A 15,412-nucleotide genomic window follows, 5' to 3' on the forward strand; every position below is an offset into this window, starting at 1 on the left:
CTTTTGCGGATAAGAGCGCGGTTTTCTTCTTTTAACACCGTGCCGCCGACGGTGTATATTTTTATAAGGGGCAGGACAACCAGCGTTTTGAGGATGGCTCTGTCGCGCGAGCGGATGTCTTGAGGGCCCCCCCGCCCCCCCCCGCCGGGCCCGCCCCCCCCCCCCCCCGCCACGACCGACGACCGGCCCGACGTCGTCACGGCGTTCTACCCGCTGCAGTTCGTCGCCGAGCGGGTCGGCGGCACCCACGTGGACGTCACGTCCCTGACCCCGCCCGGCGGGGAGCCGCACGACCTGGAGCTCTCCCCGAGCAGCGTCGCGCGGCTCGGCGACGCGGACCTCGTCCTCTACCTGTCCGGGTTCCAGGCCGCGACCGACCAGGCCGTCGCGGCGTCGGACCCCGCGCACGTGGTCGACGCCGCCGCCGCGGCGGGCCTGGAGGCCGGGCCGGACGGCACCGAGCCCGGCGGGTCGGGCTCCGGTCCGCTCGACCCGCACTTCTGGCTGGACCCGACCCGCCTGGCCGCCGTCGGGCACCAGGTCGCCGCGGAGCTCGCGGAGGTCGACCCGACGCACGCGGACGCGTTCACCGCCGCCGCCGAGGACCTCGCCGCGGACCTGGACGCGCTCGACGCCGAGCTCGCCGACGGGCTGGCCGCCTGCCGGGGCGCCACGCTCGTCGCCTCCCACGAGGCCTTCGGGTACCTCGCGGAGCGGTACGGGCTCCACCAGGTCGGCATCTCCGGCGTCGACCCCGAGGTCGAGCCGTCCCCCGCGCGGCTGCGCGACGTCGCGGACGTCGTCCGGGCGGAGGGCGTGGGCACGCTGTACTTCGAGGTGCTCGTCAGCCCCGAGGTCACGCAGACCCTGGCCGACCAGCTGGGCGTCGCCACGGCGATGCTGGATCCGCTGGAGGGCATGGCCGAGGACGACGACCGCGACTACCTCGACGTGATGCGGGACAACCTGGATGCGCTCGCGACCGGCCTGACCTGCGCCGCGTGACCCCCGGGGCCGGGCGCGGGGGTCAGTGCGACCGCAGCGCCTCGACCAGGTCCGCCTTGTTCATCGACGACCGGCCCTCGATCCCCACGTCCGCCGCCTTCTTCCGCAGGTCGTCGACCGTCCAGTCCTCGTACGAGCCGGACTCGCCGCCCTTCTTCCCGACCGACGAGCGGCCGCGCGCGGCGGCGGCGTTCGCGATCCGCGCGGACTTCTCCTTGCTGTTGCCCTCGTCGCGGAGCTCCTCGTAGAGCTCCTTGTCCTTCACGCTCGGTCCCGGGTCACGGCGCGGCACGGCGGCCTCCTCGCATCGACGTCTGCGGACACCTCCGACTGTGCCCCCGCGCCGGTCCGGACGCATCCGCACGGCGGCGTCGCGGCGGCCGGGGGTAGCGTGCCGGGCGTGACGCCCGAACCGACTCCACCGGTGCGCGTGGTGGAGATCGACACCCCGCAGGGTCCGGCGCGCGCGCACGTGCACGCCCCGCCCGGGGTGGACGTGCCCGGGGCGGACGGGGCTGGGGTTGGCGCGCGCGGGCGGCTCACGGTCCCGGGTGCGCTCGTGCTCGGGCACGGCGCCGGCGGCGGGATCGGCGCCCCGGACCTGGTCGCCGTGACGGCTGCCGCGACCGCGACGGGCCTCGCCGTGGTGCTGGTCGAGCAGCCGTACCGGGTCGCCGGCCGGCGCGTCGGCCCGCGCGGCCCGGCGCTGGACTCCGCGTGGACGGCCGTGGTGGCCCACCTGCGGGAGCACGTGCTCGACGCCCCGGTCGTCACCGGCGGGCGATCGGCGGGCGGGCGCACCGCCTGCCGCACGGCGACGGTCACGGGTGCGGTCGGCGTGCTGTGCCTGGCGTTCCCGACGCAGCCGCCCGGCCGCCCCGACGCGCCGAGTCGCCTGCCCGAGCTCGACGGCGCGGGCGTCCCGGTGCTGATCGTGCAGGGCGAGCGCGACCCCTACGGCACCCCGCCCGCCGCGCCGGGCCGCACCGTGGTGACGGTCGCGGGCGACCACGCGCTACGCAAGGACCTCCCGGCGGTCACCGCCGCGGTCCGCGCGTGGCTGCCGACGGTCCTCCCGGCCTGAACCGCGACTCGGGCCCCACCTCACGCCACCGCGCGCCGACCCGTTCGGGTGCCGCGGTGCGCCGCGGGTCAAGAACCGCCGCGCTCGTGCCGATGATCACGAGGCTCGCACCAGGGGGGTGCGGCGCGCGAAGGAGGCGCTGTGCGACAGATCGTCCGGACCGTCACGGTGCTGGCGGTGACGGCGAGCCTCGCGCTCGGCGCCTGGCCGGCGGCCCAGGCCGACCCCGGCCCGGTGCCGGACCCCACCACGGGGGAGGTGCCCGACCGGTCCTCGCTCACCCCCGCACCGGCCGCCACGTCGGGCGACGTCCCGGAGGCCTCGACCGAGCACGTGCTCGTGCGGTTCGCCCCGGAGGTCAGCCAGCGGCAGCGTGCGGCCACCCTGTCGGCCGAGGGCCTCGCCGCGGACGAGGCCGTCGGCGGCACCGGCTTCGTCGAGGTGCCCGTGGGCGACGCCGACCCGGCCGAGCTCGTCGCGGCCCTCGACGCGGACCCGCGGGTCGCCGAGGTGCAGCTGGACCACGTGCGCACCGCGGCCGGCTGGACGGACGACCCGCTGGTGGGGCTGGCGTGGCCGTACCTCGACCTGCTGCGCCTGCCCCGCGCGTGGGACGTGACGACCGGCTCCGGCCAGGTGATCGCGGTCCTCGACACGGGGGTCGACCCGTCGCACGAGGACCTGGCGGGACGCCTGGTCCCCGGCTGGGACGCGGTGCACGAGGACGCCGACGCCTCCGACGACCAGTGGCACGGCACCGCGGTGGCCGGGACCGCGGCCGCGGCTGGCGACAACGGCGTGGGCTCCGTCGGCGCGGGCTACGACGCGAAGATCATGCCGGTCAAGGTCCTCAGCGCCTCGGGCAGCGGGTACGACTCCGACGTCGCCCAGGGCATCACCTGGGCCGCTGACCACGACGCCGACATCATCAACCTTTCGCTCGGCGGGCCGGACGCGTCCCCGGTGCTCCGCGCCGCGATCCAGGACGCGATCGCCAAGGGCTCCGTCGTCGTCGCCTCGGCCGGGAACGAGGGCACGGAGGTCCCGAACTACCCGGCTGCGTACGCTCCCGGGCTCGCGGGCCTCCTGTCCGTCGGCGCCACCGACGACGGGGGTGCCGTGACGGACTTCTCGTCCTGGGGCGACACCGTGACGGTCGCGGCTCCCGGCTACGAGATCGTGGTCCCGTTCAACGGCGGCGGCTACCTCTACGCGAGCGGCACGTCGTTCTCCGCGCCGCTGGTCAGCGGCGTCGCCGCGCTGCTGACGGCGCGCGGCGTCGAGCCCGCCCAGGTCGAGTCGTCGCTCGTGTCGACGGCCCGCGACGCCGGCCCCCGCGGGTCGGACCCGTACTACGGCGCCGGGATCGTCGACGCGGCCGCCGCGCTCGGCCTCGGCGTGTCCATCCCCCTGGACCGTGCGCCCGGCGACGGCGGCTCCGACGACACCGCCGGCCGAGCGACTCCGCTGGCCCTCGCGACCACGACGACCGCGGCGCTGTCCCCGGAGGGCGACCAGGACTGGTACGCGCTGACGGCGACCGAGCCGGGCTGGTACTCCGTGGTCGTGGACCCGTCGGCGTCCGACGTGCCGGCCACGAGGCCGCGTGTCACCGCCCTCGCGGACGACGGCCAGGTCCTGGCCGAGGGGCAGGCCGTGGAGGCGGGCCAGACGCTGACCCTGCCCGTGCCGGTGCCGGCCGCGGGTACGTTCCGCGTCGGGGTGGCCAACGTCGACGGCGCCTGGGGCGACGACTACACCGTGGACGTCCGACGGACGGGTTCGGCGTTCTTCTCGCGCACCACCAGCGCCAACCTGGGCCACGCCACCCAGATGCAGGCGCCCGCGGACCTGAACGGTGACGGCCGGGTCGATGTCGTGCGGGCCGTGCAGGGCTCGGCGACGTCCGTGACGCTGGACACCGGCGACGGCACCGGCAGCTTCCCCCTCAGCACCGCGGTGCCGCTGGGCGGGCTGACCGGGTCGATCACCGGGCTGGCGGTCGCGGACGTCGACGGCAACGGGCAGGAGGACGTGCTGGTCGCCAGCTCGGCGGGACTCGTCGTCGTGCGGCAGACGGCCGGCGTCCTCACCGCCGACCCGGCCGTCCCCGTCGCCGGTGGCGTCTCCGCCCTCGAGGTGTCCGACCTCGACGGGGACCACGCCGCCGACCTCGTGACGACCGAGGGCTCCCCCGCCGCGACGGTCACGCGGCACAACGCGGGCACCGGCACCTTCGAGGCTCCCGTCGCGGTCGGTGCGTCGTTCCCAGCGCTCCACGTGGGCGACCTCACGGGGGACGGCCGGGGGGACCTCGTCTCGGGCGCCGGTGAGGTCCGCATCCAGCAGCCGGACGGCTCGTTCGTCGCCGCGGGTCAGGTACCGGCGTCCTCGGGCACGGCCGACCTGGCGCTCGGTGACGTCACCGGGGACGGCCGGATCGACGTCGTCCGGTCCGTGACCGGCACCCCCGGCACCATCCAGGTGGCCCCGGGCCGCGGCGACGGCACCTTCGCGACGTCCGTGCCCTCGGCCACGGCCCCGAACCCCGAGGCGCTCGTCGTCGCGGACGTCACGGGTGACGGCCGGCAGGACGTCGTGACGGTCGCCGGCGGCTGGAACGCCGTGTCCGTCCTGGCCCAGCGGCCGGACGGCACGCTGAGCACGTCGGGGTCGACCTGGGTGAGCTACGCCTCCCACTACTTCGGCGACCCGCTCGCCGTGCGCGACGTGACCGGCGACGGCACGGCCGACGTGGTGCTCGCCTCCACGGTCCTCGAGACCCTCGTCCAGCAGCCCCTCGCGGGCACCGGTTCCGGTGCCTGGGTCCTGGACGCCTCCGTCGCACCGCACCAGGCGGGGGTCGACGGGCGTCCGACGCTGACCGTCACGGTCGGCCGGAGCCTCGCCTCCGGTGCGGTGCAGGCGTCGACGGTCCGCGTGGTCGACGCCGTGTCCGGGACGGACGTGGCCGCGACGCGCGCCTACGACGCCGGCACCGGTGCGGTCTCCGTGACCCCCGCCGCGGACCTCGTCCCGGGCCGCCACTACCAGCTCTGGGTGGGCGGCCTGACCGACGCCGACGGGGCGGTCCAGGCCGAGCCGTACCGGGTGCCCTTCACCGCGGGCGCGGACGGCGAGCGGTTCACCCCGGTCACGCCGTGGCGCGTGCTCGACACCCGCAACGGGACCGGGGCCGGCGGCCCCGTCCGTCCCGGCGCGCCGATCACCCTCGACGTCGGCGGCGACCTGGTGCCGGAGGACGCCTCCGCGGTCGTGCTCAACGTGACGGCGGTCGGCCCGACGGGGACCGGCAACGTCCGGGTCTACCCGACGCCGTCCGCCGGCGGCGCACCCCCGACGGTGTCGAACCTCAACGTCGTGCCGGGCACCGACCAGCCGAACCTCGTCACCGTCTCCCTCGGGTCGGGCGGCCGGGTCACGCTCGCCACGGAGGGCACGACCGCCCACCTGCTCGCGGACGTCGCGGGGTACTACCGCACCGGCGGTGCGACGGGATTCGTGCCGCTGGACCCGGTCCGCGTGATGGACACCCGCAGCGGGACGGGCGGTGTCCCGAAGGCGCAGGTCGCGGCCGGGCGCTGGGTCGACCTGGTGGTCCGAGGCCGTCAGGGCGTGCCCGCCGACGCGTCGGCGGTCGTCCTGAACGTCACCGGCGTCTCCCCCACCGGCAAGACGAACGTCCGGGTGTACCCGACGCCGGCCGCCTCCGAGGACCAGGCGCCGCCCACCGTCTCCAACCTCAACCTGTCCGGTGGCCGGGACCAGCCGAACCTGGTCACCGTGACGGTGGGCGACGGGGGCCGGGTCCGGTTCTACACGCAGACGGCCGCGGTGCACCTCGTCGCCGACCTCGCCGGCTACTACTCGCCCACCGGGGACCGCGGGTACGTGCCGCTGGACCCGACGCGCATCGCCGACTCCCGGTCGGGGCTCGGCCTCACCGGCGGTCCGCTCCAGGCCGGGGTGCCGGCGACGCTCACCGTGGCGGGAGCCGGCGGGGTACCGGCGGACGCGGACGCCGCCGTCCTCAACGTGACGGCCGTGCGGCCCGACCGGCTCTCGAACCTGCGGGTCTACCCGGCGAACGCCGCCGGCACGGTGCCGCTCGTGTCGAACCTCAACGTGGTCGCCGGGCGCGACGAGCCGAACCTCGTGATCGCGAGGCTCGGCCAGGGCGGTGCGGTGTCGCTGTACTCCCAGACCGCGCGCATCGGCGTGGTCGTCGACGTGGCGGGGTACTTCCGGCGCTGAGCCGGACGGGGGCCGCCGGCCGGCGGCCCCCGTCCCCTCAGCCGTCGAGGAACGTGCGGACGGCCTCGGTGACCAGCGCGTGGTCCTCGGCCTGCGGGAGGCCGGAGACGGTCACCGCGCCGACGACGCCCACGCCCTCGACGTGCACCGGGAAGGACCCGCCGTGCGCGGCGTACTCCTGCAGCGGCAGCTCGTGCACCGCGGCGAACGTCGTGCCCTTCGCCCGCGCGCGCAGGCCCTGCAGGTACGACGAGGTGCCGAACCGCTCGACCACGCGGACCTTCCGGTCGACCCAGGAGTCGTTGTCGGCGGCCGTCCCCGGCCGGGCGGCGTGGAACAGCTGCTGCGTGCCGCGCCGGACGTCGACGGTCACCGGCAGCGCGCGCTCGGTCGCGAGGCGCACCAGCAGCGAGCCCAGCTCCCACGCGTCGTCGTTGGTGAAGGTGGCGAAGCGCAGCTCCCGCTCCTGCCGCTCGACCTCGGCGATCAGTGCCTGCACGTCCGTCTCGTCGCTCATGCCGCCGATCCTGTCATCCCGCCGCCGCCCGCCGGACCGCGCGGACCACGGTGTCGCGGATGGTGACGTCCCGGCCGTCGGGGTCCTGGGCGGTCCGGGGCCGCGCCTCCGCGACCAGCACGTCCCACTCGCCGGGCCGGAGCGCGGCGACCACGTCCTCGGGCGCGAAGAACAGGTCGGGCACGTCGGGCCGCCCGATCGTCGTGCCGAGGTCGCTCGCGTGGTGCGCGACCACCAGCAGCGTCCCGCCGGGTGCGACGGCGTCGGCCAGCCGCGCGAACGCGACGTCCCGGTCGGCCGGGGGCAGGTGCAGGAAGTGCGTCGTGACCAGGTCGTACCGCTCGCCGCCGGCGTCCCAGCCGGTCACGTCCGACCGCACGGTGCGGACCCGTGACGCGATCTCCGGGCCCGCGGCCGCGGCGGCCTGCTCCACGCGGTCCAGCGCCGCCTGCGCCAGGTCCACCCCGGTCACCCGCCAGCCCCGCCCTGCGAGCCACATCGCGTCGCCGCCCTCGCCGCACGCCATGTCCAGCGCGGTGCCCGGCGGCAGGTCGGACACCTCGTCGACGAGCTGCACGTTCGGCCGCCCGCTCCACACCTGGCGGACGGAGCGGTACCGCTCCTCCCAGAACTCCCGGTCGTGCCGCACCTCGTGCGAGCCGTGCGGCCCGTGCCCGTCGTGCCCGCTCACAGCCCGTGCCGCCCGTCGCCCGCGAGCCGCCCGGCGAGCTCCCGCTCGGCCCGCGCGGAGAACGGCGCTGACTGCTCCGCGCGGTACCGCTCGACGGCCGCGCGGGTGTCCTCCGCCCCGAGCTCCGCGACCAGCGTCGCGGCGGCGCTGAGCCCGCCCGCCGCGGCGACGACCACCTGCGCGCGCAGGTCCGCCGCGTTGCCGACCACGCGGACGCCGGGCACCTCGGTCTCCCCGTCCGCCCCCGCCACGACCCGGGAGCCGACCACGCGCCCGTTCATCAGCAGCGGCTCGACCGTCAGCCCCAGCCCGGCCAGCCCGTCCAGCCGCGCCGCCATCCCGGTGGCCACGACCACCGCGTCGCACGGCAGCTGCACGCCGGACGCGAGGCGCACGCCCCGGAGCACGTCGTCGACCACCACGAGCCCGCCCACCGTCCCGTCGACGACCCGGACCCCGAGCGCGGCGAGCTGCTCCCACTCCGCGTCGGAGGGCTCCTCGCCGGTGTGCAGCAGGAGCGTCACGTCGGGCGTCCACTGCCGCCACATCTGCGCCTGGTGCACGCCGAAGGGACCGGACCCGATGATCGCGACCGCGCGGTCCCGCACCTCCCAGCCGTGGCAGAACGGGCAGTGCAGGACGTCCCGCCCCCAGCGCTCCGCGACCCCGTCGACCGCGGGCAGCGTGTCCGACAGGCCGGTGGCGACCAGCACGCGGCGGGCGTGCACGACGCGGCCGCCGGCGAGCTCGGCGCGGAACAGCGCCCCGTCCCGCCGGGCGTCCACCACCCGGTCCTCGACGACCTCGCCGCCGTACCCCTCGACCTCCGCGCGGCCCCGGGCGAGCAGCTCGCCCGGCGGCAGGCCGTCGAGCCCGAGGTAGGCGTGCATGTGGGCCGCCGGCTTGTTCCGCGGTGTGCCGTCGTGCACCACCAGCACCCGCCGGCGCGCCCGCGCCAGGGTGAGGGCCGCGCTCAGCCCGGCGGCACCGCCGCCGACCACCAGCACGTCGTACCGCTCCTGCTCGTCCATCGTGCTCCTCCGCTCGTCCGGGTCTACGGTCCACCGTTCCGGGCGGGGCGCCACTTGACAAACATCGTTGCCGGAACGGCAAATGGCTCCATGGCAGAGACCTCCGACCTGGACCCGGTGCTCGACGCGGTGGGACCGCGGCTGCGCGCCCTGCGGCAGCGCAGCGGCGCGACCCTCGCCGACCTGTCCCGCACCACCGGCATCTCCGTGAGCACCCTGTCGCGGCTCGAGTCGGGCGGCCGCCGCCCCACCCTGGAGCTGCTGCTGCCGCTGGCCCGCGCGCACCAGGTGCCGCTCGACGAGCTGGTCGGGGCCCCGCAGACCGGCGACCCGCGCGTGCACGCCACGCCGTTCGAGCGCCACGGCGTGACGTACGTGCCGCTCACGCAGCGGCCGGGCGGCCTGCAGGCGTACAAGCAGGTGTTCCCCGCCGGGCACCACCCCGGCCCGCCGGAGCCGCGGACCCACGAGGGGTACGAGTGGATGTACGTGCTGTCGGGGCGGATCCGCCTGGTGCTCGGCGAGCACGACCTGCTGCTGCAGCCCGGTGAGGCCGTCGAGTTCGACACGCGGCTGCCGCACTGGTTCACCAATCCCGGGCCGGGTTCCGCGGAGGTGATCAGCCTCTGGGGCCCGCAGGGCGAGCGGATGCACGTCCGCGCCCGGTCGACCCGCACCGCCCGGGCCACCGACGCCGCCCGGTGACGCCGGCCCCGCTCACCCCAGCGCCAGCACCGCCGCGACCACGCACAGCGGCGCCAGCCACAGCCCCTGCACCAGGAACGCCCGCGCCGGCACGTGCAGCAGCGCCTGCCGGCACCGCTGCCACCACAGCACCGTGGCCAGGGACGCCCACGGCGTGAGCAGGGGCCCTACCCCGGTGCCGATCAGCACGGCCGCGAGCCGCCGGGTGTCGTCCCCAGCGACCGGCTCGAGCACCAGGTAGGCGGGCAGGTTGTTCACGAGGTTCGCCGCGCCCGCCGACAGCCCGGCGACGCCGAGCAGCGCGCCGGTCCCGCTGCCGCCGGGCGCCAGCGCCACGAGCGCGTCGCCCAGCCCGCGCACGTGCAGGGTCTCCACGAGCACGAACAGCGCGCCGACCACGAGCAGCATCCGCCACGGCACGAGGTCCCGCGCCCGCCCCGGGAGCGTCCGCCGGCGCACCCCGGTCGCGACCAGCAGCACGACCGCGGCGCCGGACGCGACCGCCCACACCGGCAGCCCGGCGACGAAGCCCGCGGCCATCACGGCGACGGTCGCGGCGGTGACGAGCAGCAGCGGCCGGTCGGGCGGCGCGTACCGCTCCCCCGGCCGGAACCGCCCCCGCAGCTCCCGGCGGCCCCGGACGGCCAGCACCACCACGGTGACCAGGACGGCGGCGAGCGCGGGCGCCCACATCACCCCGACGTAGCCCGCGTCCTGCTCGGCGAACCGGCGGTCGGCCAGCAGGTTGGTGAGGTTCGAGACGGGGAGCAGCAGCGACGCGGTGTTCGCGAGCGCCACCACGGTCAGCGCGAGCAGCAGCGGCGACGTCCCGGTGCGCCGGGCGAGCGTGATGGCCAGCGGCGTCAGAAGCACCGCCGTCGTGTCGAGCGAGAGCAGCACGGTCGACACCACGGCGATGGCCACGAGCAGCAGCCACAGCACCCACCGGCGCCCGCCGGCGGACCGGGCGGCGACGTCCGTCGCGACGTCGAACAGCCCGGCCGAGCCGCACAGCTCGGCCACCACGGTCAGCGCCGCGACGAGCACGAGCACCGGCCCCACGCGGGCCGCGAGCGCCGCGGCGTCCGCGCCCGGGAGCGCGCCGGTCAGCACGACGACGGCGGCTGCCACGACGGCCGCCGCCCACCACGGGACGGACCGTCGGGACACGGCGGCACTCTAGGGCCGCGACCACGGGCCCGCCCGACAGCGGACGGGCCCGGCGCGCCCCGCCTCCCTCAGTCCAGCAGCCCCTGGGCCAGCGCCGGCGCGATCACCGGGGTGAGCGGGAGCCGCGGCACGAGGGTCGCCTGCACCGCGTGGTACAGGTCGGCCTTGCCCTCCCACACGGTCCGGGACACGGTGTTGTCGGTGCCGAGCTCGTGCCACCAGGACCCGCCGTCCCGGTCGATCAGGTGCTGCTCGGCGTAGTCCCACCAGGTCGCGTACCAGTCGTCGAACCGCTGGTCCCCCGTGGCGGCGTGCAGTGCCGCGGCGGCCGCGATGCCCTCGGCGGCCACCCAGTGCATCCGCTCGCGGACCACCGGTGCCCCGGACCAGTCGACGGTGTACACGAACCCCGGCGCGCCGTCGACGGACCAGCCCTCGCGGACGGCGGCGTCGAACAGGGACACCGCGTCGTCGAGCATCCACAGCGGCGCGACGTCGCCCGCGGCGGTGATCGCGGCCCGGGCGTGCAGGGTGAGCCGCGCCCACTCGAGCCAGTGCCCGATGGTGGCGCCGTACGGCCGGAACGGGTGCGCCGGGGTGTCGACGTTGTACTCCAGGTCGGCGTCCCAGCCGGCGTCGAAGTGCTCCGGGATGCGCCACGCGTTGTCGCGCGCGAACCCGTGGACGACGCGGGTGAGGATCCGCACCGCGCGGTCCAGCCAGACCCGCTCGCCCGTGACGCCGTGGGCCGCCAGGTACGCCTCGACGGTGTGCATGTTGGCGTTGACGCCGCGGTACCCGTCGAGCTCCGTGAACGTCCGGTCCCAGGACTCGACGGCCATCCCGGCCTCCTCGTCCCAGAACCGCTGCTCGGAGACGGTCAGGGCCTCGCGCAGCAGCGCCTCCGCGCCGGGCCGGCCCGCGGCGGTGGCGGACGACGTGGCCAGCACGACGAACGCGTGCGGGTACGCGGCCTTGGCGTCGTCCCGCGGCGTTCCGTCGGCGTTCACCTCGGCGAACCAGCCGCCGTGCTCGGTGTCGCGGAACAGCCCGTCGAGCGCGGCGAGCCCGTGGTCCACGAGGGCCGCGTTCCCCGGACGGCCCAGCAGGTGCGCGAGCGCGTACACGTGCGTCATCCGGCACGTGATCCACAGCTCGACGGGCCCCGGCAGCGGCCGCCCCACGTCGTCCAGGCGCAGGAACCCCCCGGAGGGCGCGGCGGACGCCCTCCCGAAGGCGAGCAGGCGGTCGGTCTCGGTCTCCAGCCAGCGGGCGTGCGCGGGCGTCGTCAGCCACGTCATGGCTGTCACCCTAGTCACACCCGGCGCGCGCAGCAGCGCCGCACGCGGGCCCGAAACCGCTGGCCGGGGCCACCGCGGCGTGCCCGCGCGACCCGCCGCCGGACCTTTGACACCGCGCACGCACGCCAGGAGGATTGGCGCCGACCACCCGCGCGCGAGCGCTCGCACCGCCGCGTGGGTGCCGAGGTCCTGGCGACCGTGGCGCGTCCCTCCAGACGGCGGCGCCCTGACCGATCAGACTGGTGCCCTCCGGACCCGCACGCCCGCACGACCCCGCCCCTCAGCACCACCCTCCGCACCCCCTGGAGCACCTCCCGTGGCACCCGCGCCCGACCGCCCCGCGGCGGTCCTCGACGGCCTCGACGCCGTCCTGTTCGACCTCGACGGGGTCCTCACCCCGACCGCCGTCGTGCACATGCACGCGTGGGCGCGCCTGTTCGCGCCGCTGCTCGACGAGCGCGGGGCCGCGCCGTACACGGACGCCGACTACTTCGCGCACATCGACGGCAAGCCCCGGTACGAGGGCGTCCGGTCGCTGCTGACCTCGCGCGGCATCGAGCTGCCGTGGGGGGACCCGTCGGACAGCCCGGACACCGCGACCGTCTGCGGCCTCGGCAACCGGAAGAACGCCGTGTTCACGCAGGTGCTCGAGTCGGAGGGCGTCGAGCCGTACCCGGGCTCGGTGCGCCTGGTCGACGCGCTGATCGCCGAGGGGCGCCGCGTCGCGGTCGTCTCCAGCAGCCGCAACGCCGTCCCGGTGCTCGCCGCCGCGGGCCTGACCGACCGCTTCCCCCTGGTCGTGGACGGGCTCGTCGCCGCCGAGCGGGGCCTCGCGGGCAAGCCGCGGCCGGACACCTACCTGTACGCCGCCGAGCAGCTGGGCGTGCCGCGCGAGCGTGCCGTCGTGGTCGAGGACGCCGAGTCCGGCGTCGCGTCCGGCCGCGCCGGGGACTTCGGCCTCGTGGTCGGCGTCGACCGGGGCGCCGGCGCCGACGTCCTCCTGGAGCAGGGCGCGGACCTGGTCGTGGACGACCTCGCCGAGCTCCTGCGCAGCACCCCCGACCGCACCGACACCGAGAGCACCGCGCCGTGAACCCGACCTCCCTGTTCACCCCCGACCCCCTGGACCGGCACCGGTTCCCGCGGGACCCGTGGAAGCTGCGCGAGACGCGGCACGACGCCTCGGACCTCGGCCGCACCGAGACGCTGTTCGCCGTCGGCAACGGCTACCTCGGCATGCGCGGCAACGTCGAGGAGGGCCGGGACAGCCACAGCCACGGCACGTTCATCAACGGCTTCCACGAGACCTGGCCGATCCGGCACGCCGAGGAGGCCTACGGCTTCGCGCGGGTGGGCCAGACCATCGTCAACGTCCCCGACGCCAAGATCATGCGGCTGTACGTCGACGACGAGCCGCTGCTGCTGACCGTGGCGGACCTGCACGAGTACGAGCGCGGCCTCGACTTCCGTGACGGCCTGCTCTACCGCGACCTGGTGTGGCAGACGCCGTCGGGCAAGCGGGTGCAGGTGCGCTCCAAGCGCATGGTGTCCTTCACCGAGCGGCACCTCGCGGTCATGACGTACGAGGTCACGATGCTCGACGCCGACGCCCCGGTGGTCGTGAGCAGCCAGATCCTCAACCGGCAGGACGGCCAGGACGAGTACCACGTACGGGCCGCCGCGATGGGCGAGGGCTTCGACCCTCGCAAGTCCGAGCAGCTGACGAACCGCGTCCTGGAGCCCCGCTCCCACTGGGGCGCGGACGGCCGGTACGTGCTGTCCTACCGCACGGCCGCGTCGGGGATGACCCTGTCGGTGGCGGCGGACCACAGCATCGAGACCGAGAACGCCTACGAGGAGCGCACGCTCGTCGAGGACGACCTCGCCAAGCACGTGTACCGGGTCGACGCGAAGCGCGGCCAGACCATCCGGATCACCAAGGTCGTCGCCTACCACTCGTCCCGCGGCGTGCCCGCGCGCGAGCTCGCGGACCGGTGCCGCCGCACCCTGGACCGCGTGCAGAAGACGGGCGTCGAGCAGCAGCTGGCCGACCAGCGCGCGTGGCTGGACGACTTCTGGGCGCGCAGCGACGTCGAGGTGCACGGCCAGCCCGAGCTGCAGCAGGCCATCCGGTGGAACCTGTTCCAGATCGCCCAGGCCACGGCCCGCTCCGAGGGCAGCGGCATCGCGGCGAAGGGCCTGACGGGCTCCGGCTACAGCGGGCACTACTTCTGGGACACCGAGATCTACGTCCTGCCGTTCCTCACGTACACGTCCCCGCGCGCGGCCCGCAACGCCCTGCGGTTCCGCTACACGATGCTCGACGCCGCCCGCCGCCGGGCCGCCGAGCTGAACCAGAACGGCGCGCTGTTCCCGTGGCGCACGATCAACGGCGAGGAGGCCTCGGCCTACTACGCCGCCGGCACCGCGCAGTACCACATCGACGCGGACATCGCGCACGCCGTGCGGCAGTACGTGGCCGCCACCGGCGACGACGGCTTCCTCGCGCGGGAGGCGATCGACATCCTCGTCGAGACGGCCCGCATGTGGGCCGACCTCGGGTTCTGGCGCGGCAGCAACGGCGACTCCTCGTTCCACATCCACGGCGTCACCGGCCCGGACGAGTACACGACCGTGGTGAACGACAACCTGTTCACCAACGTGATGGCCCGCGCGAACCTGCGCGGCGCCGTCGAGGCCGTGGACCGGCTCGCGCACGAGGACCCCGCCGCGCACGGGGCGATGGTCGCCCGCCTGCACCTCACGCAGGACGAGCTGGACGAGTGGGCGCACGCCGCCGAGCGGATGCACATCCCGTTCGACGAGCGCCTGGGCATCCACCCGCAGGACGCGCAGTTCCTCGAGAAGGAGCTGTGGGACCTGGCGAACACCGACCCGGCCAAGCGCCCGCTGCTGCTCTACTACCACCCGCTGGTGATCTACCGGTTCCAGGTGCTCAAGCAGGCGGACGTCGTGCTCGCGCTGTTCCTGCAGGGCGACCAGTTCACCCTCGAGGAGAAGCTGGCCGACTTCGACTACTACGACCCGCTGACCACCGGCGACTCCACGCTGTCGGCGGTCGTCCAGTCGATCGTCGCGTCCGAGGTCGGGTACCAGGAGCTCGCGCTGCGGTACTTCACCTCCGCGCTGTACGTGGACCTCGCGGACCTGCACCACAACACCTCCGACGGCGTGCACGTGGCGTCCGCCGGTGGCGTGTGGAGCGCGCTGGCCTGCGGGTTCGGCGGTCTGCGCGACCACGAGGGCGTCGTGTCCCTGGACCCGCGCCTGCCCGAGGTCTGGGACGGGCTGACGTTCCGCCTCACGCTGCGCGGCACCCGCGTTCGCGTTGACGTCCGGCACACCGAGCTCCGGCTCACGGTCGAGGACGGCGACGCGGCGGACGTCGTCGTGCGCGGCGAGCACGTGAAGGTGACCGCGGGCGACCCGGTCGTCGTCGCGCTGAGCCCCGCCCCGCGGCTGATCGGCACGCCGACCGTCCGCGACATCGAGGGCAACCGTCGCGCCGACGGCACGCTGCTGACCGCGACGGTCCCGGACCACCCGACGGTCCTCACGCCGCCGCCGATGCCGCACGACTGACGCCGCAGGTCCCGCGAGAGGCCCGTCGCA

11 protein-coding genes and 1 pseudogene are annotated in these 15,412 nt (G+C 75.7%); 6 read left to right on the plus strand and 6 right to left on the minus strand.

The annotated features are described in order from the left end of the window. Positions 1-204: 204 nt before the first annotated feature. Positions 205-1,005, plus strand: a pseudogene (locus KJP73_RS04065) (metal ABC transporter substrate-binding protein); the annotation flags it as partial. A gap of 22 nt (positions 1,006-1,027) precedes the next feature. Here KJP73_RS04065 and KJP73_RS04070 read toward each other — a convergent pair. Next, entirely contained in the window at positions 1,028-1,297 is a 270-nt protein-coding gene (locus KJP73_RS04070; protein ID WP_213281491.1) for a DUF7218 family protein, read from the minus strand. 108 nt (positions 1,298-1,405) lie between these two features. Here KJP73_RS04070 and KJP73_RS04075 point away from each other — a divergent pair, with 108 nt between their 5' ends. Beyond that, positions 1,406-2,089, plus strand: a complete 684-nt coding sequence (locus KJP73_RS04075; protein ID WP_249669085.1) for an alpha/beta hydrolase family protein — start codon at positions 1,406-1,408, stop codon at positions 2,087-2,089. Between the two features lie 141 nt (positions 2,090-2,230). Continuing rightward, positions 2,231-6,364 carry a S8 family serine peptidase gene (locus KJP73_RS04080; RefSeq protein ID WP_213281492.1) on the plus strand — a complete coding sequence of 1,378 codons (4,134 nt, stop codon included), beginning with the start codon at positions 2,231-2,233 and terminating at the stop codon, positions 6,362-6,364. 37 nt (positions 6,365-6,401) lie between these two features. Here KJP73_RS04080 and KJP73_RS04085 read toward each other — a convergent pair whose 3' ends face one another. The 3 genes from KJP73_RS04085 to KJP73_RS04095 are packed head-to-tail and all read right to left on the minus strand — an operon-like array spanning position 6,402 to position 8,603. Then, the gene (locus tag KJP73_RS04085) at positions 6,402-6,881 is read right to left on the minus strand and encodes a heme-degrading domain-containing protein (protein ID WP_213281493.1); all 480 of its coding nucleotides are present in this window, start codon (positions 6,879-6,881) and stop codon (positions 6,402-6,404) included. A 13-nt stretch (positions 6,882-6,894) separates the two neighbouring features. Further along, positions 6,895-7,572 carry a class I SAM-dependent methyltransferase gene (locus KJP73_RS04090; protein WP_249669086.1) on the minus strand — a complete coding sequence of 226 codons (678 nt, stop codon included), beginning with the start codon at positions 7,570-7,572 and terminating at the stop codon, positions 6,895-6,897. Further along, positions 7,569-8,603, minus strand: a complete 1,035-nt coding sequence (locus tag KJP73_RS04095; RefSeq protein WP_213281494.1) for an NAD(P)/FAD-dependent oxidoreductase — start codon at positions 8,601-8,603, stop codon at positions 7,569-7,571. The genes KJP73_RS04090 and KJP73_RS04095 overlap by 4 nt, the downstream gene beginning before the upstream one ends. A gap of 90 nt (positions 8,604-8,693) precedes the next feature. Here KJP73_RS04095 and KJP73_RS04100 point away from each other — a divergent pair, with 90 nt between their 5' ends. Next, the gene (locus tag KJP73_RS04100; protein ID WP_213281495.1) at positions 8,694-9,308 is read left to right on the plus strand and encodes a helix-turn-helix domain-containing protein; all 615 of its coding nucleotides are present in this window, start codon (positions 8,694-8,696) and stop codon (positions 9,306-9,308) included. 12 nt (positions 9,309-9,320) lie between these two features. Here KJP73_RS04100 and KJP73_RS04105 read toward each other — a convergent pair whose 3' ends face one another. Together KJP73_RS04105 and KJP73_RS04110 are read right to left on the minus strand one after the other, a co-directional pair. Beyond that, positions 9,321-10,478, minus strand: a complete 1,158-nt coding sequence (locus KJP73_RS04105; RefSeq protein ID WP_213281496.1) for an SLC13 family permease — start codon at positions 10,476-10,478, stop codon at positions 9,321-9,323. Positions 10,479-10,546: 68 nt separating this feature from the next. Continuing rightward, positions 10,547-11,779 (minus strand): AGE family epimerase/isomerase, encoded by a 1,233-nt coding sequence (locus tag KJP73_RS04110; RefSeq protein ID WP_213281497.1) that lies wholly within the window; start codon positions 11,777-11,779, stop codon positions 10,547-10,549. Positions 11,780-12,095: 316 nt separating this feature from the next. On the opposite strand from KJP73_RS04110, the gene KJP73_RS19190 reads away from it, so the two are divergent. Then, on the plus strand, positions 12,096-12,872 hold the full coding sequence (locus KJP73_RS19190) for an HAD family hydrolase (protein WP_283770213.1): 777 nt from the start codon (positions 12,096-12,098) through the stop codon (positions 12,870-12,872). Then, positions 12,869-15,382: a glycoside hydrolase family 65 protein gene (locus tag KJP73_RS04120; protein WP_249669087.1), complete on the plus strand. Its 2,514-nt coding sequence runs from the start codon at positions 12,869-12,871 to the stop codon at positions 15,380-15,382. The genes KJP73_RS19190 and KJP73_RS04120 overlap by 4 nt, the downstream gene beginning before the upstream one ends. Positions 15,383-15,412 lie beyond the last annotated feature (30 nt).

Origin of the sequence: Cellulomonas hominis, from assembly GCF_901521055.1 — a bacterium.
Lineage (GTDB): Bacteria > Actinomycetota > Actinomycetes > Actinomycetales > Cellulomonadaceae > Cellulomonas > Cellulomonas endometrii.

Excerpts from the sequence above, each read along its gene's own strand:
- KJP73_RS04085 (WP_213281493.1), bottom strand. The coding sequence starts at position 6,881 with ATGAGCGACGAGACGGACGTGCAGGCACTGATCGCCGAGGTCGAGCGG.
- KJP73_RS04095 (WP_213281494.1), bottom strand. The coding sequence starts at position 8,603 with ATGGACGAGCAGGAGCGGTACGACGTGCTGGTGGTCGGCGGCGGTGCC.
- KJP73_RS04100 (WP_213281495.1), top strand. The coding sequence starts at position 8,694 with ATGGCAGAGACCTCCGACCTGGACCCGGTGCTCGACGCGGTGGGACCG.
- KJP73_RS04110 (WP_213281497.1), bottom strand. The coding sequence starts at position 11,779 with ATGACGTGGCTGACGACGCCCGCGCACGCCCGCTGGCTGGAGACCGAG.